We start from the raw sequence: 24667 nt of genomic DNA on the forward strand, positions 1-24667 counted from the left end.
ACGCGGGTGCGTCACATCATGTCTTCGATCTCTGCCGCGATGGGGTCGGCGTCGGTGCCGATGACGACCTGGATGGCGGTTCCCATCTTGACGACGCCGTGGGCGCCGGCGGCCTTGAGGGCGGACTCGTCGACCAGTGCGGGGTCGCTGACCTCGGTGCGGAGTCGGGTGATGCAGCCCTCGATCTCTTCGATGTTGTCGATGCCGCCGAGCCCGGCGACGATCTTCTCAGCCTTGGTGGCCATGTTCCTTCTCCCTGATCCGAACCGCTTTGTCGCAGTAACCCACAGTTGGCCCATCTTTGCGAGCGGTCCTGTCGTACCTGCCGAAGGATGGCGTTCACGACAGCGGAACCGTCCCGCCGACTGGTCTACACCACCACGGGGACGGCCGACAAACCCAGCGGTGGGGGGAGCCGGAAAGGGAAGCGATGAGCGCCGACAGCGCCGACGGTACGGTCAGTCCCGCGCGTGCCCGTTGGAACCGCGCGTTCCAGGGGTTGCAGAAGATGGGGCGCAGTCTGCAGCTTCCCATCGCCGTGCTGCCGGCCGCGGGCATCCTCAACCGGCTGGGGCAGCCGGATGTGTTCGGGGACGACGGGCTGGGCTGGGACAACGTCGCGAAGGTGATGGACGGCGCGGGTGGTGCGCTGCTGGACGGCTCGCTGGGGTTGCCGTTGCTGTTCTGCGTCGGCGTGGCCATCGGCATGGCGAAGAAGGCGGACGGCTCGACGGCGCTGGCGGCGGTGGTGGGGTTCCTCGTCTACTACAACGTGCTGCGTGAGTTCCCGGAGGACTGTCCGGCGGGGACGAGGGAGGTCACCGACATCGGCTGTGCGGCGGCCGACGGGACGGTGAGTGCGTACGAGTACCAGAACCCGGGTGTGTTCGGCGGCATCGTCGTCGGTCTGCTGGCGGCCTTCTTCTGGCAGCGTTACCACCGCACGCGGCTGGTGGACTGGCTGGGCTTCTTCAACGGGCGGCGGCTGGTCCCGATCATCATGGCGTTCGTGGCGATCGGGTTCGCCGCGTTGTGTCTGTGGGTGTGGCCGCCGGTCGGGGACGCGCTGGAGAGTTTCAGCGACTGGATGAGCGACCTGGGTGCGTGGGGTGCGGGTGTGTTCGGCGTCGCCAACCGCGCGTTGCTGGTGGTCGGGTTGCATCAGTTCCTGAACGTGCCGATCTGGTTCCAGTTCGGCAGCTACACCACGCCGGACGGGGAGGTGGTGCACGGGGACATCAACATGTTCCTCGCGGGCGACCCGGACGCGGGTCAGTTCACCTCGGGGTTCTTCCCGATCATGATGTTCGCGTTGCCGGCGGCGGCCCTCGCCATCACGCACTGCGCCAGACCGAGTCGCCGCAAGGAGGTCGGGGGTCTGATGACGTCGGTGGCGCTGACGTCGTTCGTCACGGGGATCACGGAACCGATCGAGTACTCGTTCCTGTTCGTCGCTCCGCTCCTGTACGTGGTGCACGCCCTGTTGACGGGGGTGTCGATGGCGGTGACGTGGGGGCTCGGCGTGCACGACGGTTTCAGCTTCTCGGCCGGGCTGATCGACTACGTCATCAACTGGAATCTGGCGACGAGGCCTTGGGCGATCATTCCGATCGGTCTGTGCTTCGCGGTCGTCTATTACGGGATCTTCCGTTTCGCGATCACCAGGTTCGATCTCAGGACTCCGGGCAGGGAGCCGGAGGACGAGGTCGAGGACGTCACAAAGATCTAAAAGGGCCTGGTAACGGTCGGGAAAACCCTTGGGAATCGCGGGTTCCTTATCTCACCTTCATCGTGCTACAACAGGTCTACACCACTGAGTGGTGTAGACCACCACCCGATGGAGGAAGTCTATGAGCACCGCCACCGCATCGGCGGCCCCCACGAAGAAGTGGGGATCCGGTCTTTTCCAGGGCCTGCAGAAGGTCGGCCGCAGCCTGCAGCTGCCCATTGCCGTGTTGCCGGCGGCGGGCATCCTGCTGCGCCTGGGCCAGGACGACGTGTTCGGCAAGGACGGTCTCGGCTGGAACAAGGTCGCCGCCGTCTTCATGACGGCCGGCGATGCCGTCTTCGCCAACCTGCCGCTGCTGTTCTGCGTGGGCATCGCCATCGGCTTCGCCAAGAAGGCCGACGGCTCCACGGCGCTGGCGGCGCTGGTCGGCTTCCTGGTGTACAAGAACGTGCTGACCGCGTTCCCGATCACCGAGGCCAAGATAACCAAGGGCGCGGACGTCGCTGCGACGTACAACGATCCCAAGGTGCTCGGCGGCATCGTGATGGGCCTGATCGCCGCCGTCACCTGGCAGCGATTCCACCGCACCAAGCTCCCCGACTGGCTGGGCTTCTTCAACGGCCGCCGTCTGGTCCCGATCCTGATGGCCTTCATCGGCACCGCTGTCGGTGTCTTCTTCGGCCTGGTCTGGGAGCCCGTCGGTGACGTGATCACCAGCTTCGGCGAGTGGATGACCGGCCTCGGCGCCGCGGGCGCGGCCGTCTTCGGCGCCATCAACCGCGCGCTGCTCCCGGTCGGCATGCACCAGTTCGTCAACACCGTGGCCTGGCAGGAGATCGGATCCTTCAAGGACTCCGCGGGCGCTGTCTGGCACGGTGACCTGCCGCGCTTCTTCCACGGTGACCCGACCGCCGGCCAGTTCATGACGGGCTTCTTCCCGATCATGATGTTCGCGCTCCCGGCCGCCGCCCTGGCCATCACGCACTGCGCCCGGCCCGAGCGCCGCAAGGCCGTCGGCGGCATGATGATGTCGCTCGCGCTGACCTCGTTCGTCACCGGCATCACCGAGCCGATCGAGTTCGCGTTCATGTTCATCGCCCCGGTGCTGTACGTCATCCACGCGGTGCTGACCGCCCTCTCGATGGCCGTCACCTGGGCCCTGGGCGTCCACCACGGCTTCAGCTTCTCGGCCGGCGCGATCGACTACTTCCTCAACTGGAGCCTGGCCACCAAGCCCTGGATGATCATCCCGGTCGGCCTGGTCTTCGCCGCCGTCTACTACTCCGTCTTCCGTTTCGCCATCACCAAGTGGAACCTGGCCACCCCGGGCCGCGAGCCCGAGGAGGAGGTCGAGGACCTCACCAAGGCGTGAGCGCCACGGCACGACGAAGGCCCCGGAACCGGGAAGGTTCCGGGGCCTTCGCGCACGTACGGGCCCGAACCCCGTACATCCGCCTCTACTAGATCTCGTACGTCTGCCTCGGCGCCGCCAGCTCCACCGGACCGTCGTAGACCGCGCGCGCGTCGGCCAGGTTGATCTGGGGGTCGGTCCACGGCGGGATGTGGGTGAGGACCAGGCGGCGCACACCCGCGCGGGCGGCTGTCTGCCCGGCCTCGCGGCCGTTGAGGTGCAGGTCGGGGATGTCCTCCTTGCCGTGCGTGAAGGCTGCCTCGCACAGGAAGAGGTCGGCGTCGAGGGCGAGTTCGTCCAGGGCGGTGCTGATGCCCGTGTCACCGGAGTAGGTCAGGACCTTGCCGCCGTGCTCGATGCGGATGCCGTACGCCTCCACCGGATGGGCCACGCGTTCCGTGTGCACCGTGAACGGGCCGATCTCGAAGGTGGACGGCTTGACCGTGTGGAAGTCGAAGACCTCGCTCATGGACGAGGCGGTGGGGGTGTCGGCGTAGGCGGTGGTCAGGCGCTGTTCCGTGCCCTCGGGTCCGTAGACCGGGATGGGGCCGCAGCGGCCGCCGTCGTGCCGGTAGTAGCGCGCCACGAAGTACGCGCACATGTCGATGCAGTGATCGGCGTGCAGATGACTGAGGAAGATCGCGTCGAGGTCGTAGAGACCGCAGTGGCGCTGCAGCTCGCCGAGGGCGCCGTTGCCCAGGTCGAGAAGCAGCCGGAAGCCGTCGGCCTCGACGAGGTAGCTCGAACAGGCCGATTCCGCGGACGGGAACGACCCCGAGCAGCCGACGACGGTGAGCTTCATGAAACAGAAACCTCCGCTGGCGGAAAATGAGAGGATCGGGAACTTTGGCGTCGGGGGTCGTGCGGTTTGTCGAGCGTAAGGCGCAAAACCTCCGGTCGCTCCTCCGCCAAGGGCTGTTGTGGGGGAACTCACCTGTGGTGTCACGCGTTCGGCTGGAAGCGGGGAGTGTGAGGCGTGAGAGAAAGCGCGCGCGGGTGTGTGCGCGCCGGTACCTTCGTCCCTATGGACACGTCCTGGTGGCTCGCGCTCGCGGCGGTGGTACTGCTGGCGCTGGTCGCCACGCTCGTCGACGGGTGGGGGCGCGGGCGGCGGCCCCAGGGGCGGCGGACCCGGCCGCCCGGGCGGCCTCAGGGGCGGGCCGGGGGGCGTGCTCCGGCGCGTCGGCCGGAGCCCGCGGAGATCTGGTGGGCGAACGTGCCGTACGAGGACGGGCCGGGGGCGAAGGACCGGCCGTGTCTGGTGCTCGCGGTGCGCGGGCAGCAGGTCACCGTCGCCAAGATCACCAGCAAGTACCGCGACGAGCGGCACGGGGTCATCCCGCTGCCGCCGGGTTCGGTCGGGGACGCCCGAGGGCGGGCGAGCTTTCTGGAGACGGCAGAGCTGCGCCACGTGCCGGTGTGGGACTTCCGGCGGCGGGTGGGGGTGATGGACCCGATCGTGTGGGACCAGGTCCGTCACCTCGCGACATAGGGCCTTTCGTTCGGATCGTGCCGGCGCCGCGGGGCGTGGCACGCCCCGCTCGGGTCGGCCGGAAGACGGCGTCCTGCTCCAGCAGGCCTGATCCGAACGACGGACCCCGGGGCGCCGTCACTCGCCCCGTCAGGGCCTCGCGGCCCCCGAGCCGGAGGGCCGGCTCACGCCCAGAGCTGGCCCTGGAGCGTCTCGATGGCCTCTTCCGTCGTCGCCGCGGTGTAGACGCCGGTCGAGAGGTACTTCCAGCCGCCGTCGGCGACGACGAACACGATGTCGGCGGACTGACCCGCCTTCAGCGCCTTGTTGCCCACGCCGATCGCGGCGTGCAGCGCGGCTCCGGTGGAGACGCCCGCGAAGATACCTTCCTGCTGCAGGAGCTCACGGGTGCGGGTGACCGCGTCGGCCGAGCCGACCGAGAAGCGGGTGGTCAGGACGGAGGCGTCGTACAGCTCGGGCACGAAGCCCTCGTCGAGGTTGCGCAGGCCGTAGACGAGGTCGTCGTAGCGCGGCTCGGCGGCGACGATCTTCACGTCCGGCTTGTGTTCGCGCAGGTAGCGGCCGACGCCCATCAGGGTGCCGGTGGTGCCGAGGCCGGCGACGAAGTGGGTGACCGAGGGGAGGTCGGCGAGGATCTCCGGGCCGGTCGTCGCGTAGTGGGCGCCCGCGTTGTCGGGGTTGCCGTACTGGTAGAGCATCACCCAGTCGGGGTGCTCGGCCGCGAGTTCCTTGGCGACGCGTACGGCGGTGTTGGAGCCGCCCGCGGCGGGGGACGAGATGATCTCCGCGCCCCACATGCCGAGCAGGTCACGGCGTTCCTGCGAGGTGTTCTCGGGCATCACGCACACCATGCGGTAGCCCTTGAGCTTGGCGGCCATGGCCAGCGAGATGCCGGTGTTGCCGCTGGTGGGCTCCAGGATGGTGCAGCCCGGCGTGAGACGGCCGTCCTTCTCCGCCTGCTCGATCATGTGCAGCGCGGGGCGGTCCTTGACCGAGCCGGTGGGGTTGCGGTCCTCCAGCTTGGCCCAGATGCGGACGTCGGCGGACGGCGAGAGCCGCGGCAGGCACACCAGCGGGGTGTTGCCGACCGCGGCCAACGGGGAGTCGTAACGCATCGGAGGTCAGGGCCCTCAGGCCATGCCGCCGGCCACGGCCGGCAGGATCGTGACGTTGTCGCCGTCCGACAGCTTGGTGTTGATGCCGTCGAGGAAGCGGACGTCCTCGTCGTTCAGGTACACGTTGACGAAGCGGCGCAGCTGGTCGCCGTCGACGATGCGTGCCTGGATGCCCGTGTGCCGGGTTTCGAGGTCGGTGAACAGGTCGGCGAGGGTGTCACCGCTGCCCTCCACCGCCTTCTGACCGTCGGTGTACGTGCGGAGGATGGTCGGGATGCGGACCTCGATGGCCATGGCTCAGGGCTCCTGTCGGGAGTAGTCAGTCGGGGGCGCGCGGCAGCGCAAGTGCAGCAGGGTGGTGCGTGTGTGCAGCGCCGCGGCTCACGGCCGTACGGCGGCAGGGTGTCGCGTCAACAGATGGCGCTGGCGAGCCTGCACAGGTCGACGTGCAGCCGCGCCACGAGCAGCATGCCCGGCGTCTTTTCGCTCACGTCGTGGGAAACCATGGGGTCATCGTATCGATTCCCGGTCCGGGTTCTGGAAGGCGATCCCACATCTCGGACGGATCTGGGTCGGAGAGTGAGACCGCGCTGTTCAGGCGGTCGTTCCGGCGGGACGTGGATCAGTAGGCCTCGACGACCTTGACCTCCTCCTCGGTGACCTCGCCGTCGACGATCCGGAAGGAGCGGAACTGGAAGTCGCCGAGGCCGTCGGTGTCGGCGGTGGAGACCAGGACGTAGTGGGCGCCGGGCTCGTTGGCGTAGGAGATGTCGGTGCGGGACGGGTAGGCCTCGGTCGCCGTGTGGGAGTGGTAGATGACCACCGGGTCCTCGTCGCGGTCGTCCAGCTCGCGGTAGAGCTTGAGCAGGTCCCCGGAGTCGAACTCGTAGAACGTCGGCGACATGGCGGCGTTCAGCATGGGGATGAAGCGCTCGGGGCGGTCCGAGCCGGCCGGCCCGGCGACGACGCCGCACGCCTCGTCGGGGTGGTCCTTGCGCGCGTGGGCGACGATCTGGTCGACGAGGGCCTGGGTGATGGTCAGCATGCGGTCAGGATAAGCAGATGGGCCGTCCCGTACCGAGGAGTGGTACGGGACGGCCCACATGCCGGACGCGGGGACGTCCTGAGTGTGGACGTCCTGAGCGGCAGCCGGCAGAGGGCGCCACGAGTGCCCTCTGCCGGCTGGACGTCCACGGTCTCGGGTCAGCCGACCTTCTCGAGCTCCGGCTCCTCGCCGCCGCGAGCGGCGAGCTGCGGGTTGCGGCTCTTGAGGACCTTCCAGCCGACGCCGAGGGCGACGGCCCAGCCGGCCGCGACGTACAGGCAGATCCGCGCGTCCTTGTCGTACGCGATCATGCAGGTCACGCCGATGAGGAAGAGCAGTGCCACCCAGCTGAAGAGCGCACCGCCGGGAGCGGGGAAGGACGAGGCGCGCAGCCGGCCCGCGTCGACCGCGGCGCGGTAGCGGATGTGGCTGACCAGGATCATCATCCAGGTCCAGATGCCGGCCGCGGTGGCGACGGAGGTGACGTAGAGGAACGCCTTCTCCGGGACGACGTAGTTCAGGACCACGCCGATGCCCATGAGCGCCACGGAGACCGTGATGCCGACGGCGGGCGTCTTGCGGGCGTTGAGCTTGCCGAACGCCTGCGGCGCCTCGCTGTTGGAGGCCAGGTCGCGCAGCATACGGCCGGTGGAGTACATGCCCGAGTTGCAGGACGACAGAGCCGCGGTGAGCACGACGAAGTTGACGATGCCCGCGGCGAGCGGGATGCCGATCTTGCCGAAGGCGTGCACGAAGGGGCTCTCGCCGGCGGAGAACTCGGTCCACTTCACGACGGAGAGGATCACGAGGAGCGCGCCGACGTAGAAGACGATGATGCGCCACGGCAGGGTGTTGATGGCCTTGGGCAGGGTCTTCTCGGGGTTCTCGGACTCGCCCGCGGTGACGCCGACGAGCTCGACGGCGAGGTAGGCGAACATGACGCCCTGGAGGGTCATCAGGCTGGAGCCGATGCCGTTGGGGAAGAAGCCGTCGTGCGCCCAGAGGTTGGAGACGGTAGCGGTGTCACCGGCGTCGGAGAAGCCGAGGGTGAGCACGCCGAGACCGATGACGATCATGCCGATGATGGCCGTGACCTTGATCATCGAGAACCAGAACTCGACCTCGCCGAAGATCTTGACGGAGATCAGGTTGACGCCGAAGAGCACCACCAGGAACACCAGGGCGCTGACCCACTGCGGGATCTCCGGGAACCAGAAGTGGATGTAGATCGCGGCGGCCGTGAGCTCGGCCATGCCGGTGACCACCCACATGAGCCAGTACGTCCAGCCCGTGACGAAGCCGAAGAACGGACCGAGGAACTCGCGGGCGTACTCGGCGAAGGAGCCGGAGACGGGCCGGTAGAGGAGCAGCTCGCCCAGGGCCCGCATGATGAAGAAGATGACGACGCCCGCGAGGGCGTACATGAGGATGATGCTGGGGCCGGCCTTGGCGATGTTCGCTCCGGCACCCATGAACAGGCCGACGCCGATGGCGCCGCCGATCGCGATCATCTGGACCTGACGGCTGCCGAGACCGCGCTCGTACCCCTCCTCGGGGGCTTCGGCGGCCTGCGTGTCAGTGACCTTCGAAGAGGTCATGTGTAGTGCGCCTTTCTCCATGCCGACCCGGGCCTTTCGTCGGCCTCGGATCGGGTCTCGATCCCCCCGGATTGATGGAGTTGGGCGGGCCGCGGGGCCCACCCGTGCCTGGTCGGCGATCCGCCGGCCACATGGCGCACCCGGCCGAACATTCGGGTGGTGTTCGCCGGGCGGTCGTGAAGATTTATCACGGCCGTGACAGTGATCGGGTCCGGGACATGTGGCGCATCACACAAGAAGAACCGGACAAACGAACCGCCGCCGCCCATAGAGGGCGACGGCGTTGACAGGATCGTTATTCGGATTTGAGCGTCCTCTGAGCGAACACAGAATCACCACATGTGGTCACAAAACCATCGCGATTCATGGCATCAGCGTCTCGACGAGTGTCTCCTGGAGCCCGCCCAGCCACAGATACGCCATCACCATCGGCTTGCGCGGGTCCTCGTCCGGGAGCCGGTAGAGCAGGTCGGTGTCGTCCTCATCGGTGATCTCCAGCCGCGAGCCGATGGCCAGCCGCAGATCGTTGAGGGCGCCGAGCCACTGCCGGGACTCCTCGGGGGAGAGCTTGAGCACCGCGCCGCCCTCTCCGGCGGAGGCGGCGCTGAGCGCGTCCAGGGAGCGGACCACCGCGAGCGCCTTGTCGCGCTTGCCTGCACGCAGGTCGTTCTCGGTGTAGCGACGGAACTCCGCGGAGTACGCCCGCTGCTCCTCGGCCTCCGCGGCCTGCGGGGTGCCCTCGGGGTCGCTGTAGGCATCCGGGAACAGGCGCTTGAGCACCGGGTCGGCCGGCGGCTCGCTCGGACCCTCGGCGAACAGCTCGGCGAGGGGGTCGCCGGAGGCGTCCTCGGCGGGGCCGGGGCCGATGAGCTCCAGGAGCTGGACGGCCAGCGACCGGATGATGGAGATCTCGACGTCGTCGAGAGCGACGGCCGCGCCGCCGCCGGGGAGCGGTTCGAAGGTTCCTGGCATGGAGGAGATTCGCTACTTCCGGTCCTGCGAGGCGGGTCGGGTCATTTCCGGTCCTGCTGGAGGGTGGCCCACAGGCCGTAGCCGTGCATGGCCTGCACGTCGCGTTCCATCTCCTCACGAGTGCCGCTGGAGACGACCGCCCGGCCCTTGTGGTGGACATCGAGCATGAGCTTGGTGGCCTTGTCCTTGGAGTAGCCGAAGTACGTCTGGAAGACGTACGTCACGTAGCTCATGAGGTTGACAGGGTCGTTGTGGACGATCGTGACCCAGGGGACGTCGGGCTCAGGTACGGCGAAGACTTCCTCCGCCGACTCGGTGCGTTCGATCTCAAGGGGAGCGGGTGACGTCACACAGCCCATGCTGCCACCCGAGGGGCGCGGTCGCACAAACGGGCTGCGCAACGCGTGCGTTGAGGCAGGAGCGGACGCCCCGCCCCCGAAATCGTCAGACTGACGAAATGGGGGTACCATCCCCCTCATGAACACAGCGGACCTTGGGCTGCCGGTGGACGTCCCCTCGACGGCGCTCTTCACGGATCAGTACGAGTTCACGATGCTGCAAGCCGCCCTGAAGGCGGGCACCGCCGAGCGACGGTCGGTGTTCGAGGTCTTCACCCGGCGGCTGCCGAACGGTCGGCGCTACGGCGTCGTGGCGGGCACCGGGCGGGTGCTGGACGCCGTGGAGAACTTCCGGTTCGACGAGGGCGTCCTCGGCTTCCTGTGCGAGCGCAGGATCGTCGACGACGAGACCCTTCACTGGCTCGCGGGCTATCGCTTCTCCGGCGACATCTGGGGCTATCCCGAGGGGGAGGTGTACTTCCCCGGCTCGCCGATCATGCGGGTCGAGGGCACCTTCGCCGAGTGCGTGCTGCTGGAGACCGTGATCCTCTCCATCCTCAACCACGACTCCGCCATAGCCGCGGCCGCCTCCCGCATGGCGTCGGCCGCGGGTGACCGCCCGATCATCGAGATGGGCGCCCGGCGCACCCACGAGCTGGCCGCCGTCGCCGCCTCCCGGGCCGCCTACCTCGGCGGCTTCACCTCCACCTCCGACCTGGCCGCCGGGTTCCGCTACGGCATCCCCACCGTCGGCACCAGCGCCCACGCCTTCACTCTGCTGCACGACCGCGAGCGGGACGCCTTCCAGGCCCAGGTGGACTCCATGGGCCGCGGCACCACGCTGCTCGTGGACACCTACGACGTCACCGAGGCGGTCCGTACGGCCGTGGAGGTCGCCGGGCCCGAGCTGGGCGCCGTCCGCATCGACTCGGGCGACCTGCTGCTGGTCGCGCACCGGGTGCGGCAGCAGCTGGACGAGCTGGGCGCGACGAACACGAAGATCATCGTGACCTCCGACCTGGACGAGTACGCCATCGCCTCGCTGGCGGCGGCGCCGGTGGACGCGTACGGCGTCGGCACCCAGCTGGTGACCGGGTCCGGGCACCCCACCAGCTCGATGGTCTACAAGCTGGTCGCCCGCGCCGAGTCGGCCGACCCCGGGGCGCCGATGGTGGCGGTGGCGAAGAAGTCCACCGGCGGCAAGACCTCCGTCGGCGGCCGCAAGTGGGCCGCGCGCCGCCTCGACGAGTACGGCGTCGCGGAGGCCGAGGTCATCGGCACCGGGACGGTTCCGCCCGAGCTCGCCGAACGGCAGCTGCTGGTCGAGCTGGTCAAGGGGGGTGACGTGCTGGGCCGGGAGCCGCTGGACGTCGTACGGGACCGGCACACGGCCGCCCGGGCGAACCTGCCGCTGTCCGCGACGCAGCTGTCGCGAGGGGAACCCGTCATTCCCACGGAGTATGTCAACGGGCGCTCGGGGAGCCCGGCGGGGGCGTGAAGCGAGCGCGCCCGGCATGCTCACCCCATGCCCCCTCCCGTACCGAACGGGAAGTCTCTAGGCTCGGAAGTTCACGGCCGGGCCCGCACCCATTCACCGTCCCGACCTCCGCGTCCATAACCGAAGGACACCGACCATGCGCCGCGCCTTGATCGTCGTAGACGTGCAGAACGACTTCTGCGAGGGGGGCAGCCTCGCGGTGGCCGGCGGTGCCGACGTGGCCGCCGCCGTCACCGAGCTGATCGGGCAGGCGGCCGGGTCCGGCTACCAGCACGTCGTGGCCACTCGTGACCACCACATCGCGCCCGGCGGGCACTTCTCCACCAACCCCGACTTCGCGCACTCCTGGCCGGCCCACTGCGTCGCGGGCACCGAGGGTGTCGGCTTCCACCCGAACTTCGCCCCCGCGGTCGCCTCCGGCGCGGTCGACGCCGTCTTCGACAAGGGGGCGTACGCGGCGGCGTACAGCGGGTTCGAGGGCGCCGACGAGCACGGCGTGAAGCTGGGCGACTGGTTGCGGGCCAGGGAGGTCTCGGAGGTGGACGTGGTGGGCATCGCCACGGACCACTGCGTGCGCGCGACCGCGCTGGACGCGGTGCGGGAGGGCTTCCGGGCGCAGGTCCTGCTGGACCTGACGGCCGGGGTGGCCACGGAGACCACGGAGCGGGCGCTGGAGGAGCTGCGCGAGGCGGGCGTGGAACTGACCGGGAAGCCGGTCGTCGCGTAGCCGCGTCCGCGCTCCGCTTGGGGGTGCCGCGATGTGCCGTCAGCCGGGCCCGGCGCCGTCGTGGCTGGTCGCGCAGTTCCCCGCGACGACGCTCCGCTGGGGGTGCCGCGATGTGCCGTCAGCCGGGCCCGGCGCCGTCGTGGCTGGTCGCGCAGTTCCCCGCGCCCCCAGGGCGTGAGCGCACCCTCGCCGGTGTCCCCACAGGCCGGCTCAGCGGCGTGCATCGCCGTGGGCGGGTGCCGGTGCGTCGTGGCTGGTCGCGCAGTTCCCCGCGCCCCTGACGGCGTGAGCGCACGCTCGCCGGTGTCCACAGGTCGGCTCAGCGCCCCAGTGCCGCGCATCGCCTGGGGCGCGCCGTGAGGGTCTCTGCTAGGGCGTTGCCGCCGGGCGCCTCAGCAGGGCCCTGATCGGGTGCCACAGTTCCTGGGCCAGCTCCGGGCCGGGGACCGTGCCGACACCGTTGTCGGGGGCCGTGCGCCATATCAGGCCGTCAGGGTGGTGCAGGACCGCCGTGATCTCGTCCGGGGTCGGCGGGGCGGCGTTGCCGCGCAGGTAGACGGCGCGCATGCCCAGGTTGCGGAGCCTGGTCAGGGCTCGGGCGCGGTTCTGGGCGTGGACGAGGACACGGACGCAGCCCGTGCCGTGGGCGGTGGGTCTGGGCAGGTTCAGCGCCACCACCACGCTGCCGGTCGGCAGCTTGCAGAAACCTCCTGCGGCCATGCGGTCACACCCCCGTGCGATTCGGTGTCGAGGTCAGGGTCGGGGCCGGCGTCGGCGCCGGTGTCAATAACGGAAGCACAGGGTGCACCTAAACACGATCGGCGGCAACCCCGCCAGGGGGTCACCGCCGATCATGCTCTGACCTGCGAAAACGCTGTTTACTTCACCGCAGGGGCGACTTCGAGCTCGATCGTCGAGCCGTCCTTCGCCTCCTTGAGGATCTTGATCTTGGTGTTGGTGTCAGTGATCTTGACGCCCGCGGCCGGGTTCGTCGCGTCGTAGTACGTGCTGGTGTGGTCGTTGAAGACCGGCACCCCGGCACTCGACGGGATCTTGGTCGCGACGTCCGCGTTGTGCAGCCACATGCCGTCCGTGCGGAACTTGCTGAACGGCGAGTCGTACGACTGGATGCGGTTGCGCATCAGGGTGCCGTCGGACCACTTCATCACGGTCGGGTGGGAGTCGATCGGCAGGACCAGGCCGGTACCGGGGTGCTGGCTGGTGTTGTTGTCCTGCTGGGAGGTGTCCCACTTCCAGATCAACAGGCCGTTCTGGTACGCGTAGTGCTCCACCCAGTCCGGAAGGGACTTCGAGAAGCCGAAGTTGTACGGGCCCGTCTTCAGGGTCTTGTCGTACGACACGTACTGACGGTTCTCGGCGATGTAGTACTGCGCGTAGTCGTCCGTGATGGACGCGCCGATGCGGGCGAAGCCCTTCTTCGTCCAAGCGGCGTCCGCGGTCTCGGCGTTGTCGGAGAACAGGGCCGTGCCGTCGGCGGTCACGGTGATCTCGTCGGCCGCGAAGCCCTTCTGGGCCACTCCACCGTCCGTCTGGTAGCGGAAGCGCAGGTCGATCTTTTTGCCGGCGTAGGCGTCGAGCGGGAAGACCAGCTTCTTGTGCGTCTGCGAGGAGCCGTCGAGCGCCGGCTTGCCGCTGGCGTCCTTGCCGAGGGCCACGCCGTCCGCCGTACCGTCGAGGGCCGTCCAGTTGGCGCCGCCGTCGGTGGAAGCCTCGGTGTAGAGGTAGTCGTAGCCCGCCTCGATGTCCCACCAGCCGTCGAGGGTGAGCGAGGCGGCGGACTTGCCCGTGAGGTCCACGGAACGGGTCAGGGTGTTGGACAGGTTGTCGCCGCTGCCGCTCCACCACTGGTTCGCGCCCTGAGCCGGCTCCACGATCGGCGTGGTGACCTTCTTCTTGGGCAGCTCGACCACGAGGGCCTGCTTGTGCTTCGTGTTGTACTCGGCGACGCCGAGCTTGTGCCACGAGTGCGTGCCGGCCTTGGCCGTGTCGTACTTCAGCCAGCCCAGCTGCATCTTGTCCCAGGCGGTCATGTCGCCGGGCAGGTCACCGATCTCGTTCTTGCCGGTGCCGAGCCAGGAACCGGAGGACATCAGCGTCCAGAACCCGGTGGAGTTCTCGCCGCCCGCGGTGTCGTAGTGGTCCGGCAGACCGAGGTCGTGGCCGTACTCGTGGGCGTAGACGCCGAGTCCGCCGTTCTCCGGCTGGACCGTGTAGTCGCCGACCCAGACGCCGGTGTCGCCGATCTTCGCGCCGCCCAGCTTGTTGCCCTCGGGGCCGGTGGCACCCGCGTCGGTGCCGAACGCGTACCAGCGGTGGGCCCAGATCGCGTCCTCGCCCTGCGCGCCGCCGCCCGCGGACTCGTCCTCACCGGCGTGCACGATCTGGAAGTGGTCGATGTAGCCGTCGGACTCGTTGAAGTCGCCGTCGCCGTCGAAGTCGTAGCGGTCCCACTGGTCGAACTGCTTGACGTCCGCCTTGATCTCGGCGTCGGTCTTCCCAGCCGCCTTCTGCTGGGAGACCCACGCGTTCAGACCGTCGCTGACGACGTTCCAGACGCTGGAGCAGTTGGTCTGGCCGCAGGCGTTGTTGCCGTAGCGGGCCTCGTTGTAGGGGACCTTGACCCAGTCGGAGACCTCGCCCTCGACCGAGTAGCGGCCGGAGGACTGCTTCTCGTAGTACTTCTTGACCGACTCGGTCTTCTTGCCGGTGCCGAAGTACAGGTCCTCGAAGTGCTTCTGGTTGTAGTCGGCCTTCCAGGCCGTGGAGTTGTCCTTCTTGCGGTCCGGCTTGGCTATCTGGTTGTGCAGCGGGCCGGGCGTGCCGCCGAACTCGCTGATCTTGTCGCCGAACTCGACCAGGATCGTGAAGATCTTGTCGGTCTTCTCGCGGCCCAGCTCGACGTACTTGCTGTCGCCCTTCTTGCTCTTGAGCCGGACGACCTGCGAGCCTTCGCGCTTGGTCACCTTCGCTTCGCCGGATATGACCTGGTTCAGGGCTTCTTCGCGCTGCGCCTCCTGAGTTTTGCTCAGGGGCCCTTCCAGGTCGTGGTCGACGTGATTGTGTTCCGCCGGGTCGTGCCGCTCCACGGGAGCCTTCGACGTTCCCTCGTCGGCCTGCGCCACCGCATAGGTCGAGAAGGTCGCCGCGGCCGTCGCGAGCGCGACGGTGGTAGCCGCCGCTCTGAACGTCCAGGGTCTGCTGGTCACTTGCTTCCTCCCCCGCGTGCGGGCGCGCGGAATGAAGGATCCTGGTCATGGAGGGTCCGCGCGCGCCGATCAACGCGTGTAGTCAAGTGACGACATTTGACTAGAGGTTAACGAGAAAAGACAGACCTTGACTTGGACAGGTCAATTGCACTATGCGGAGCCGGTGATTCATTTAGCGGACAACGGTCTTTCACCAACGGGCGCGCGGCGCCGTCCACTTGGTGGACGCCATGACTCCGTGCGCCCCCCGTGCACCGGCACTGTTGGTCAGGTCACGCTTACTGTTTGTTCCCCTCGGGCATGCACGCGGTTAGAGTCGGATGGCGGAACGCCCGGACATCGGCGGAAAGCCAGGCCGAGACCCCCGTGCACCCCTGATTCCGAGGACACGATGATCATGCCTCGTCCGACTGCCGCACAGCTCGCCTACGGCTCGTGCACCGTGATCTTCTCGACGCTCGCCATGCTCCTGCTCTCCCAGACGAGTTCGGGCGCGGGGATCGCGATCATCGCCGTCGCGGCGCTCCTGCTGGGACTGCTGGTCGCCATGACGGTGCCCATGCCCCAAAGGTCCCGGGTGGTGGCGGTCCGCAGGTCCGCCGCCCAAACGGACCGGTCCGAACAGACCGAGGAGCCCGTGCTGACGCAGTCCTGACGGCCCGCGTCAGACGCTGACCACCACCGTCTTCGCCGCCTTGTCGTGCAGGCCCTGCTTGTAGGGCCGGTCGAAGTAGCTCCAGCCGCCCGCGATGGCGGTCCAGATACAGGCGCAGCAGAAGGCGAACGGGATCCACAGCACCGCCGCGCGGATCAGCGCGGTCTGCACGGACGGCGTGGCGCCGTTGTCGAGGTTGGCCACCCGCATGTTGAGCAGCCTCTTGCCGAGCGTCTGTCCCGACCGGACGGTCATGGCGGTGTCGTAGCCGATGAAGAGCACGGCGGCGACGAGTGACTGCACGAAGGACTTGCCGTATTCCACGTCGCCGGTGTCCACGTCGTACTCCGTGACGCCGAAGCCCCAGGTGAGCAGCCAGACGACGACGCCCACCAGAATCATGTCGATGATGCGCGCCAGCGTGCGCTTGCCACTGTCGGCCAGAGGCGGCATCCCGGCGAGCGGGTCGGCGGGGCCGCCACCGCCGCCGTACGGGTCACCGCCCCCGTAGGGGCCGCCACCACCGTAGGGACCGCCGCCGTACGGTCCGCCCCCGCCGCCGGGCGGGGGCGGGGACTGGCCGCCGTACGGCGGTTGCTCGCCATACGGCGTATCCGAGCCGCCCGGCTGCGGCGGCTGCTTCCTGAACGGGTCGTCTTCCGGGGGCTGCTGGCCGGGGCCGGGAGGCGGTTCGCTGCTCATGGCCCGAGTCGACCGCGAACCCCGCGGCTTCGCATCCGGCGCGGGGCCGTCCGGGGTACGAGATCAACCAGGCCGTACGCCGTACGCGGTCACCCCGCGACGAACGTACGCGCCGCCTTGTCGTGCCAGCACTGGTGCCACGGCCGGTCGAACAGGCACCACAGCACACCGACGACCCCGACCACCAGCAGGCCGGGGACGCTGTAGACGAGCCAGCGGCGCAGGGCGGCGCCGAACTGCGGGGGCTCGTGGGCCTCGATGTCCCGGACCTCCAGGCCGAGCAGCTTCTTGCCCAGCGTGCGGCCCCACTTGGCGGTGGGCAGCGCCTCGTAGAGGAGTCCGAACAGCAGCAGGACGGCGAGGACGATCCCCAGATACACCGACGTGGTCCCGTCCAGCAGCCAGACGGTGACCGTCCGGCCGGAGAGCCTGGCCTCGTCGATCTTGCCGTTGACGTGGTCGATCGCCCTGGTGCCGAGCGGCACGGCGGCCACCGCGGTGACGGCGGCCAGCACCACGGTGTCCACCAGGCGCGCGGCCAGCCGCTTGCCGAGGTTCGCGGGGCGGGCGGCGGCCTGGCGCAGGGCGGCCGCCGCGAAGGGGTCCTCGCGCACCGGCTTCCACGGGGCGACCGGCTGGTCGTCGGCGGACGGGTCCGCGAGCCGGTGGACCTGCTGCGCCCAGGAGGACTGCCCACCGCCGGCACCGGAAGCCATGGGCGCGGCGGACCCGGCGGCCGCCGGCGGCGGGCCGGCCTGCTGGGGAACGCTCGGGGAGGGCTGGTGCGGGGCGGCCGGAGCCGTCGGAGCGGCGGCGGCCTGAGCGCCCGCCTGGGCCTGTGCCTGGGCCACCGCGGCGCGCTCGGCGGCGGCCTTGCCGGCGCCGAAGCCGGGGCCCTGCGGGGCACCGGTCGCCGACGGGCGGTGCGCGTCCGTATGTGCGGCGCCCGAACCGGCGGACGCGCCCGTGCTCCCGGCCTGCGCCCCGGCCGCCCCGCCCTGCTGCCCGGTGCGCGGGGACAGCGCGCGGATGGCCATGGTGCCATCGGCGGGCGCGGGGCCGCCGGGGCCGGGGATGTTCGCGGCGGCCCGGCCCGGGGTGCCGGCGGCGGGTGCCTCACCGGACCCGGCCGTGGGTCTGCGCATCATGAACGTGTTTCCGGAGTCGACGTCGCCGGAGTCCGCCTCCGCCCGGGCGGACGGGGCGGCGCCCTGCTGGGCACGGCCGGACGCCGCGCGCGGGTCCCTCGGGTCACCGCCCTGCTGGGCGCCCCAGGAGACGCGGTGGTCCTGGTCGCCGCCGAAACCGGCCTGGCGCGACGGGTCGGCCCCCCAGGCGGACGCGGGATCCGGGCGGCCGCCGTGCTGCGCCCCGTCCGGTGCGGGCTCCGCGGCCGGGTCCTCGTCGAAGAAGTGCGGGCCCGTCTCCTCGACCGAGGCCGCCGGAGCGGCCGTGGACGCGGGGCCGTCAGGGTGGGCGCCCGGCGGCGGGCTGAGCGTCTCGCCGTCGGTCGGTGCCGGACGGCTGGTGCCCGGCACCCAGGAGGCGCCGTTCCAGTACCGGACATATCCAGGAATGGACGGGTCCGGGTAATACCCTTCGCGGGGCCTGTCGTCACCGGGGGCCGGGGTTGGGGCGCTCATGTCCGTCGTCCGGTATCTGCTCGAGGGTCGGTTGAGGGCCTCCACATCTATCAGACCGGCGCAACATCCACCGCCAGTCCCGCGGGACCCACCCCTTTCCGGGCAACCTCGTACACGTACTTCACCACACCGGAAGCGCCCGGAGAACAGGCCCCGGAAAAGTCCGGCGAACCCGCGTAATGATCCGCCCCCCGCTTCCTCTCCACTCGTACGAGCCCGCTCCGAGGGCCGGCACACATCACGGGAGAGGACACCCACGCCATGCATCGCACCGTCATCGAGCGCGAACTGGAGCTGAAGCTCATCCTGTCGCCGGAGCGCAGCGTCGCCGTACCGGCCCGGCTGAGCTACCGCAGCGACGACCCGTACGCCGTCCATGTCACCTTCCACATCACCTCCGAGCACCCCGTGGACTGGACGTTCTCCCGCGACCTGCTCGTCGAGGGGGTGTTCCGGCCGTGTGGGCACGGGGACGTACGGGTGTGGCCGACGAAGACCGGGGGCCGCAGCGTCGTGCTGATGGCGCTGAGTTCGCCGGACGGGGACGCCCTGCTGGAGGCGCCGGCGGCCCAGGTGTCGGCCTGGCTGGAGCGGACGCTGCGGGTGGTGCCGCCGGGAGCGGAGGGCGAGCAATTGGGGATCGACGACGCGCTCGACCAGTTGCTCGCCCGGTGAGCCGTACCCGGCGGACGGGTCAGAACAGCTTGCCCGGGTTCAGGAGGCCCAGCGGGTCGAAGACCTGCTTGATCCCCCGCTGCATCTCGATGCCGACCGGGCCGATCTCGCGCGCCAGCCACTCCTTCTTCAGCACGCCCACGCCGTGCTCGCCGGTGATCGTGCCGCCGAGTTCCAGGCCGAGGGCCATGATCTCGTCGAAGGACTCGCGGGCGCGCCGGGACTCGTCCGTGTCGGCCGCGTCGAAGCACACGGTCGGATGGGTGTTGCCGTCGCCCGCGTGTGCGACGACCCCGATGGTGAGCTGGTGTTTCTCGGCGATCCGCTCGACGCCCTCGATCAGGTCGCCCAGCCTGGAGCGCGGCACGCACACGTCGTCGATCATCGTCACGCCCCGCACCGCTTCGAGCGCCGTGAGGGACAACCGGCGTGCCTGGAGGAGGAGTTCGGACTCGGCCGCGTCGTCCGCGGGGACCACCTGGGTGGCGCCGGCCACCTCGCACAGGGTGCCCACGGCGGCGAGGTCGGCGGCGGGGTCGGGGGTGTCGAAGGCGGCCAGGAGGAGGGCCTCGGTGGTCTCCGGCAGCCCCATGTGCGCCATGGCGTTGACCGCCTTGACCGTCGTACGGTCCATGAGTTCGAGCAGGGACGGGACATGGCCGCCGGCCATGATCCGGCACACGGCGTCGCAGGCGGCGGCCGCGGAGGCGAACTCGGCGGCCAGCACCAGCTGCTGGGGCGGCTGCGGCTTCAGCGCCAGGACCGCCCGTACGACGATGCCGAGCGAGCCCTCGGAGCCGACGAAGAGACGGGTCATGTCGTATCCCGCGACACCCTTGGCCGTACGGCGGCCGGTGGACATCAGGCGTCCGTCGGCGAGGACGACGTCCAGGCCGAGGACGTACTCGGCCGTCACCCCGTACTTCACGCAGCACAGGCCCCCGGAGGCGGTGCCGATGTTGCCGCCGATGGTGCACATCTCCCAGCTGGAGGGGTCCGGCGGGTAGTACAGGCCGTGTTCGCCCACCGCCCGCGAGAGGGCGGCGTTGATGACGCCGGGCTCGACGACGGCGATCCGGTCGACCGGGTTGATCTCCAGGATGCGGTCCATCCTGGTCAGGGACAGCACGATGCATCCGTCGGTGGCGTTGGCCGCGCCCGACAGGCCCGTGCGGGCGCCCTGCGGGACCACCGGGACGCGCAGTTCGGTGGCGGTGCGCATGACGTGCTGGACCTGTTCGACGGTGCGCGGCAGCACGACGACGGCCGGGGCGCCGGCCGGGCAGAAGCTCGCCATGTCGTTGGCGTACGAGGCCGTGACGTCGGGGTCGGTGAGGACGGCCTCGGCGGGCAGACCCGCGAGCAGCCGCTCGGTGAGGTCACCGTGGGCCTGGTGGGGTGCGGCTTCGGTACGGCTCATGATCACAGCGTGGCACCCGGGGCCATCGGTGTGAACCCCGTGTACGCCGGACGCCGGGCGGCGGGGTGTGGTCGTCGTATTGACGCACAGTGAGCGCCATGGAGAAGAGCGCCATCGACGACGACACCGTGGGGAGCGACGCCCCGGAGCACGAGCAGGGCACACCGGGCCGCCGCCGGCTCGTCCGGCGGCGGGTGCTGATCGCCTCGGCGGCGGGGTGTGCCGTGCTGGGCGGGCTGTCGGCGCTGCTGCCGTGGGGGCCTGACGGGTCGCCGGCGCCCGCGCCGGCACCGGGGGCGCAGGCGCTGGCCGCGGTGACGACGGGGGTGCCGGCCGCGCTGCCCGACCTGGCGGTGCTGATCGAGGAGCGCGAGGCCCGGGTGCGCAGGCGTCCCGGGGACGCGGGATCGTGGGCGGTGCTGGGGGCGGCGTATGTGGAGCAGGGGCGGCGGACCGCGGAGCCGGTGTACTACCCGAAGGCCGAGAAGGCGCTGCGGACCTCGCTGAAGGTGCGCGCGAGGAACGCCGAGGCGCTGGACGGCATGGCGGCCCTGGCCAACGCCCGGCGGGACTTCGGGGCGGCGCGGACCTGGGCCGAGGCGGCGCTGAAAGTGGACCGCAAACGGTGGACGACGTATCCGCTGCTGATCGACGCGTACACGGGGCTGGGCCGGTACAAGGCGGCCGAGCGGGCCCTGGACCGGCTGCTGGAGCTGCGCTCCGGCCCGGCGGTGCGGGCACGGGCGGCGGCCGTCTACTGGGACCGGGGCCGGCGGGAGGACGCGGCGGCGGCGCTGTCCGACGCGGCGGCGGCGGCCGACGCCCCGGCGCAGCGGGCGGCGTACCTCGAACGGGCCGGTCAACTCGCCTTCGAGCGGGGCGACTTCGACGTGGCCCTGCGGCACTTCCAGGAAGCGGTGCGACTCGACCCCGACCAGCGGGCCGCGCTCGCCGGGCAGGGGCGGACGCTGGCGGCGATGGGCCGTACGACGGAGGCGCTGAACGCCTACCGGGTGGCTCTGGCCAAGCAGCCGTGCCCCGAGTACGCCCTGGAGCTGGGCGAGTTGTACGAGTCGCTGGGGCTGGGGCAGGCGGCGCGGGTGCAGTACGACCTGCTGCGCGAGCGGGCGGCGCGGGGTACCGCCGGCGGGGTGGACGAGGAGCTGGTGCTGGGCCGCTTCGAGGCGGACCACGGCGACGCGGGGTCCGCGGTACGGCGGCTGCGGGCCGAGTGGCGGCGCCAGCCTGGGATCGCGGTGGCCGACGCGCTGGGCTGGGCGCTGCACCGGGCCGGGGAGCACAAGGAGGCGCTGAGGTTCGCCAGGGTGGCGACCGACCGGGCCCGTGGTGGCACGGTCCGCAGCGCGCTGTACGCGTATCACCGGGGGATGATCGAGCGGGAGCTGAAGCTGACGGGGGCCGCGCGACGGCATCTGCAGGAAGCACTGCGGATCAATCCGGGCTTCTCGCCCACGCGGGCGCCGGCGGCCGAGGCGGCGTTGCGGGAGCTGGGGGAGCCGTCGGTGCGGGACGTGCCGGACTGGGACGCGGGGGACGCGAAGCGGGGGCGGCGGTAGTCGGGGGGCCGCCGGGGCGTGTGGCGAGCGGGACGTGCCCGGCCCAGCCCTACGCGCGGGGCTTGCAGTAGATCGAGAACCTGCGCTCCCCCACCTTCCCCGACCCCAGCCCCAGGCACAGCCGGCCCCCGGAGCCGTGACGGACGGCGAGGCCCTCCGGTTCGCGGTGGTCGAGGGAGTAGCCGGCCTCCGTGCGCTGCCGGTCGAGGAGTTCGCCGGTGCGGATGTCGAGGCAGGAGAGGTGGATGTTGCCGCGCCGGGCGGGCGGGTTGGTCCTGGCGTCGTACGCGGTGCCGGCCAGCTGGTAGACGTGGTCGCCGTGCAGGGCGTACCCCTGGAACGGGATCGTCGGGTCGGGATGCGCGCCGGTCTGCGGGAAGTCGGCGATCGGGGCCGAGTAGTCGCGGGCGACGAACGCGTCCAGGTCCCATACCCGGTAGCGGGGTTCGCCGTCGACGCGGTGGCGCACGGCGATGCGGCGCGTGGCCGTGCAGAGCGACGGCTGGTTGGAGGTGGAGCCCGGGACCGGGTGGCGGACCTTGACGTCGTCGCGGGTGCGGACGGCGCCCGCGGAGAAGCGGAAGCGGGTGACGCCCCTGCCGTACCCGTCCTCGGCGTCGGCCTCGGTCCAGATCCACACGGTGCCGTCGGGCGCGTGCTGCACGCCCATGGTGACGCCGTGTCCGAAGCCCCGCAGGTACATGTGGCCCAGCCGCTTGCCCCGGTAGTCGAGCCGGTTGAGGCACAGGTCGCCCGACGGGCCGCCGCCCGGGCGGAGCTGAAGGACGTACAGGTGCTTGTGGACCTCGTCGAAGGCGAACGACTGAAGCAGCGTGGGCTCCTTCAGCGTGCCCTTCTTCCACAGCCAGCGCTCGGCCGGTGCGGTCAGGTCGAAGCGGTCGGTCACTCCTGCCCTCCCCCGCTCGTGCGGGGCGCCCCCGTGGCGCCCCGCACGACTGGACATACCCGGCCGACCGGTGTTGGTTGCGCTTCAGACGAATTCACAGGGTGCGCAGAGTGGCCTCAGGAGTCGCAGGGGCTCGCCACGCCCCCGCGCCACTCAGAGGTTGCCGCGCTTGGCCTGCTCGCGCTCGATCGCCTCGAAGAGCGCCTTGAAGTTGCCCTTGCCGAAGCCCATCGAGCCGTGCCGCTCGATGAGTTCGAAGAAGACGGTCGGCCGGTCCTGGACCGGCTTGGTGAAGATCTGCAGCAGGTAGCCGTCCTCGTCGCGGTCGGCGAGGATCTTCAGCTCGCGCAGGGTCTCGACGGGGACGCGGGTGTCGCCGACCCACTCACCGAGGGTGTCGTAGTACGAGTCCGGGGTGTCGAGGAACTGCACGCCGGCCGCGCGCATGGTGCGGACCGTCGCCACGATGTCGTTGGTGTTCAGCGCGATGTGCTGGACGCCGGCGCCGCCGTAGAACTCCAGGTACTCGTCGATCTGGGACTTCTTCTTGGCGATGGCGGGCTCGTTGATCGGGAACTTGACCTTGAGGGTGCCGTCGGCCACCACCTTCGACATCAGCGCGCTGTACTCGGTCGCGATGTCGTCGCCCACGAACTCCTTCATGTTCGTGAAGCCCATGACCTTGTTGTAGAAGCCGACCCATTCGTTCATGCGGCCGAGCTCGACGTTGCCGACGCAGTGGTCGATGGCCTGGAAGGTGCGCTGGGCGGGGGGTTCGACCATCGGCGCGGCGGCGGTGTAGCCGGGCAGGTAGGGGCCGTCGTAGCCGGTGCGCTCGACGAGGGTGTGGCGGGTCTCGCCGTAGGTGGCGATGGCGGCCAGGACGACGGTGCCGTGCTCGTCCTTCAGCTCGTAGGGCTCGGCCACCGAGCGGGCGCCGTGTTCGAGGGCGTAGGCGTATGCGGCGCGCGCGTCCGGGACCTCGATGGCGAGGTCGATGACGCCGTCGCCGTGCTCGGCCACGTGCTGGGCGAGGAAGTGGCCCCAGGGGGTGGCCGGCTTGATGACCGAGGTGAGGACGAAGCGGGCGGAGCCGTTCTCCAGCACGTAGCTCGCGGTCTCGCGGCTGCCGTTCTCCGGTCCGGAGTAGGCCACGAGACGCATGCCGAAGGCGGTCGAGTAGTAGTGCGCCGCCTGCTTGGCGTTGCCCACGGCGAAGACGACCGCGTCCATTCCCTTGACCGGGAAGGGGTCGGCCTGCCGGGCGGTGTCGGGAGTGTGGTGTGTGGTCTGCGTCATAGGCGCAGCCTCACTCTGGTGGGGCAAGGTGCGCAATAGTTCGCTCATTCATTGGGCAACATGACCAGTGCAGTGCTCGTTCCTGCGGGCCTTCTGTACAGGATGACCACTCCAACCGAGGAGACAGGGCAGGCTGCTGTGGCGATCGATCATCTGGACGGGCGGATCATCGTGCTGCTGGCGCGGGAGCCGCGGATCGGGGTGCTGGAGATGTCCCGGCGGCTGGGCGTGGCCCGCGGGACGGTACAGGCGCGGCTGGACCGGCTTCAGTCGAACGGAGTCATCCGCGGATTCGGTCCCGAGGTGGATCCGGCGGCCCTCGGCTATCCGGTCACCGCCTTCGCCACGCTCCAGATCAGGCAGGGGCAAGGGGCCGACGTGCGGGCCCACTTGGCGACCGTGCCGGAGGTTCTGGAGCTGCACACCACCACCGGGACCGGGGACATGCTGTGCCGGCTCGTGGCGCGCTCCAACGCCGATCTCCAGCGTGTGATCGACCGGGTCGTCGGTTTCGATGGGATCGTCCGGGCCTCCACCGCGATCGTGATGGAGAACCCCGTGCCGCTGCGGATCATCCCGTTGGTGGAGCAGGCGGCCGAGGACCGGGAGAGGATCTAGCCGACCTGGTGATCGGGGT

General features: G+C 70.1%; 25 protein-coding genes. 9 read left to right on the top strand and 16 right to left on the bottom strand.

Going from position 1 to position 24667, the window contains the following annotated elements; all coding sequences use genetic code 11:
* Positions 1-11: 11 nt before the first annotated feature.
* Positions 12-245, bottom strand: a complete 234-nt coding sequence (locus ACWCPI_RS16010; RefSeq protein WP_019754029.1) for a glucose PTS transporter subunit EIIB — start codon at positions 243-245, stop codon at positions 12-14.
* Positions 246-430: 185 nt separating this feature from the next.
* On the opposite strand from ACWCPI_RS16010, the gene ACWCPI_RS16015 reads away from it, so the two are divergent.
* Both ACWCPI_RS16015 and ACWCPI_RS16020 read left to right on the top strand, forming a co-directional pair.
* Positions 431-1729 carry a PTS transporter subunit EIIC gene (locus tag ACWCPI_RS16015; protein ID WP_451038688.1) on the top strand — a complete coding sequence of 433 codons (1299 nt, stop codon included), beginning with the start codon at positions 431-433 and terminating at the stop codon, positions 1727-1729.
* Between the two features lie 121 nt (positions 1730-1850).
* Entirely contained in the window at positions 1851-3101 is a 1251-nt protein-coding gene (locus ACWCPI_RS16020; RefSeq protein ID WP_388800233.1) for a PTS transporter subunit EIIC, read from the top strand.
* Positions 3102-3189: 88 nt separating this feature from the next.
* On the opposite strand, the gene ACWCPI_RS16025 is transcribed toward ACWCPI_RS16020, so the two are convergent.
* Positions 3190-3942, bottom strand: a complete 753-nt coding sequence (locus ACWCPI_RS16025; RefSeq protein ID WP_019753395.1) for an MBL fold metallo-hydrolase — start codon at positions 3940-3942, stop codon at positions 3190-3192.
* A gap of 222 nt (positions 3943-4164) precedes the next feature.
* Here ACWCPI_RS16025 and ACWCPI_RS16030 point away from each other — a divergent pair, with 222 nt between their 5' ends.
* Positions 4165-4632: a type II toxin-antitoxin system PemK/MazF family toxin gene (locus ACWCPI_RS16030; RefSeq protein WP_451038689.1), complete on the top strand. Its 468-nt coding sequence runs from the start codon at positions 4165-4167 to the stop codon at positions 4630-4632.
* A 164-nt stretch (positions 4633-4796) separates the two neighbouring features.
* Here the strand turns inward: ACWCPI_RS16030 and ACWCPI_RS16035 are convergent, their stop codons facing one another.
* From ACWCPI_RS16035 to clpS, 7 genes are all read right to left on the bottom strand, one after another.
* On the bottom strand, positions 4797-5747 hold the full coding sequence (locus ACWCPI_RS16035; RefSeq protein ID WP_451038690.1) for a PLP-dependent cysteine synthase family protein: 951 nt from the start codon (positions 5745-5747) through the stop codon (positions 4797-4799).
* Positions 5748-5762: 15 nt separating this feature from the next.
* Entirely contained in the window at positions 5763-6041 is a 279-nt protein-coding gene (locus ACWCPI_RS16040) for a MoaD/ThiS family protein (RefSeq protein WP_019759526.1), read from the bottom strand.
* Positions 6042-6157: 116 nt separating this feature from the next.
* A complete protein-coding gene (locus ACWCPI_RS16045) occupies positions 6158-6253 on the bottom strand; it encodes a putative leader peptide (RefSeq protein WP_019759525.1) in 96 nt (31 codons plus the stop codon).
* Between the two features lie 116 nt (positions 6254-6369).
* Positions 6370-6792: a Mov34/MPN/PAD-1 family protein gene (locus tag ACWCPI_RS16050; RefSeq protein ID WP_023550192.1), complete on the bottom strand. Its 423-nt coding sequence runs from the start codon at positions 6790-6792 to the stop codon at positions 6370-6372.
* A 158-nt stretch (positions 6793-6950) separates the two neighbouring features.
* Positions 6951-8390, bottom strand: coding sequence for an amino acid permease (locus ACWCPI_RS16055; RefSeq protein WP_388800249.1), 1440 nt, complete (start codon positions 8388-8390; stop codon positions 6951-6953).
* Positions 8391-8753: 363 nt separating this feature from the next.
* Positions 8754-9362, bottom strand: a complete 609-nt coding sequence (locus ACWCPI_RS16060; RefSeq protein WP_451038691.1) for a DUF2017 domain-containing protein — start codon at positions 9360-9362, stop codon at positions 8754-8756.
* A 41-nt stretch (positions 9363-9403) separates the two neighbouring features.
* Positions 9404-9721: an ATP-dependent Clp protease adapter ClpS gene (clpS, locus tag ACWCPI_RS16065; RefSeq protein ID WP_019757729.1), complete on the bottom strand. Its 318-nt coding sequence runs from the start codon at positions 9719-9721 to the stop codon at positions 9404-9406.
* A 118-nt stretch (positions 9722-9839) separates the two neighbouring features.
* On the opposite strand from clpS, the gene ACWCPI_RS16070 reads away from it, so the two are divergent.
* Positions 9840-11198, top strand: coding sequence for a nicotinate phosphoribosyltransferase (locus ACWCPI_RS16070; RefSeq protein ID WP_451038692.1), 1359 nt, complete (start codon positions 9840-9842; stop codon positions 11196-11198).
* A 136-nt stretch (positions 11199-11334) separates the two neighbouring features.
* Positions 11335-11925, top strand: coding sequence for an isochorismatase family protein (locus ACWCPI_RS16075; protein ID WP_451038693.1), 591 nt, complete (start codon positions 11335-11337; stop codon positions 11923-11925).
* Between the two features lie 369 nt (positions 11926-12294).
* Here the strand turns inward: ACWCPI_RS16075 and ACWCPI_RS16080 are convergent, their stop codons facing one another.
* Both ACWCPI_RS16080 and ACWCPI_RS16085 read right to left on the bottom strand, forming a co-directional pair.
* Positions 12295-12645 (bottom strand): hypothetical protein, encoded by a 351-nt coding sequence (locus tag ACWCPI_RS16080; RefSeq protein ID WP_388800262.1) that lies wholly within the window; start codon positions 12643-12645, stop codon positions 12295-12297.
* A 158-nt stretch (positions 12646-12803) separates the two neighbouring features.
* Positions 12804-15152 carry an immune inhibitor A domain-containing protein gene (locus ACWCPI_RS16085; protein ID WP_451038694.1) on the bottom strand — a complete coding sequence of 783 codons (2349 nt, stop codon included), beginning with the start codon at positions 15150-15152 and terminating at the stop codon, positions 12804-12806.
* 391 nt (positions 15153-15543) lie between these two features.
* On the opposite strand from ACWCPI_RS16085, the gene ACWCPI_RS16090 reads away from it, so the two are divergent.
* On the top strand, positions 15544-15807 hold the full coding sequence (locus tag ACWCPI_RS16090; protein WP_451038695.1) for a hypothetical protein: 264 nt from the start codon (positions 15544-15546) through the stop codon (positions 15805-15807).
* A gap of 9 nt (positions 15808-15816) precedes the next feature.
* On the opposite strand, the gene ACWCPI_RS16095 is transcribed toward ACWCPI_RS16090, so the two are convergent.
* Both ACWCPI_RS16095 and ACWCPI_RS16100 read right to left on the bottom strand, forming a co-directional pair.
* Positions 15817-16509: an RDD family protein gene (locus ACWCPI_RS16095; RefSeq protein ID WP_451038696.1), complete on the bottom strand. Its 693-nt coding sequence runs from the start codon at positions 16507-16509 to the stop codon at positions 15817-15819.
* A gap of 89 nt (positions 16510-16598) precedes the next feature.
* Complete coding sequence (locus ACWCPI_RS16100) at positions 16599-18152, bottom strand: RDD family protein (protein WP_451038697.1); 1554 nt, start codon at positions 18150-18152, stop codon at positions 16599-16601.
* Positions 18153-18413: 261 nt separating this feature from the next.
* Here ACWCPI_RS16100 and ACWCPI_RS16105 point away from each other — a divergent pair, with 261 nt between their 5' ends.
* Positions 18414-18827, top strand: coding sequence for an SsgA family sporulation/cell division regulator (locus ACWCPI_RS16105; protein WP_451038698.1), 414 nt, complete (start codon positions 18414-18416; stop codon positions 18825-18827).
* 19 nt (positions 18828-18846) lie between these two features.
* Here ACWCPI_RS16105 and ACWCPI_RS16110 read toward each other — a convergent pair whose 3' ends face one another.
* On the bottom strand, positions 18847-20253 hold the full coding sequence (locus ACWCPI_RS16110) for an FAD-binding oxidoreductase (protein WP_451038699.1): 1407 nt from the start codon (positions 20251-20253) through the stop codon (positions 18847-18849).
* A gap of 92 nt (positions 20254-20345) precedes the next feature.
* Between ACWCPI_RS16110 and ACWCPI_RS16115 the strand changes: the two genes are divergently transcribed.
* A complete protein-coding gene (locus ACWCPI_RS16115) occupies positions 20346-21824 on the top strand; it encodes a tetratricopeptide repeat protein (protein WP_451038700.1) in 1479 nt (492 codons plus the stop codon).
* A gap of 49 nt (positions 21825-21873) precedes the next feature.
* Here the strand turns inward: ACWCPI_RS16115 and ACWCPI_RS16120 are convergent, their stop codons facing one another.
* Positions 21874-22731: a phage baseplate protein gene (locus ACWCPI_RS16120; RefSeq protein WP_451038701.1), complete on the bottom strand. Its 858-nt coding sequence runs from the start codon at positions 22729-22731 to the stop codon at positions 21874-21876.
* 153 nt (positions 22732-22884) lie between these two features.
* Entirely contained in the window at positions 22885-24030 is a 1146-nt protein-coding gene (gene hppD / locus ACWCPI_RS16125) for a 4-hydroxyphenylpyruvate dioxygenase (protein WP_388800289.1), read from the bottom strand.
* Between the two features lie 138 nt (positions 24031-24168).
* Between hppD and ACWCPI_RS16130 the strand changes: the two genes are divergently transcribed.
* A complete protein-coding gene (locus ACWCPI_RS16130; RefSeq protein ID WP_451038793.1) occupies positions 24169-24648 on the top strand; it encodes an Lrp/AsnC family transcriptional regulator in 480 nt (159 codons plus the stop codon).
* The last annotated feature ends 19 nt before the right edge of the window (positions 24649-24667 follow it).

Source organism: Streptomyces sp. NPDC001920, assembly GCF_053594495.1.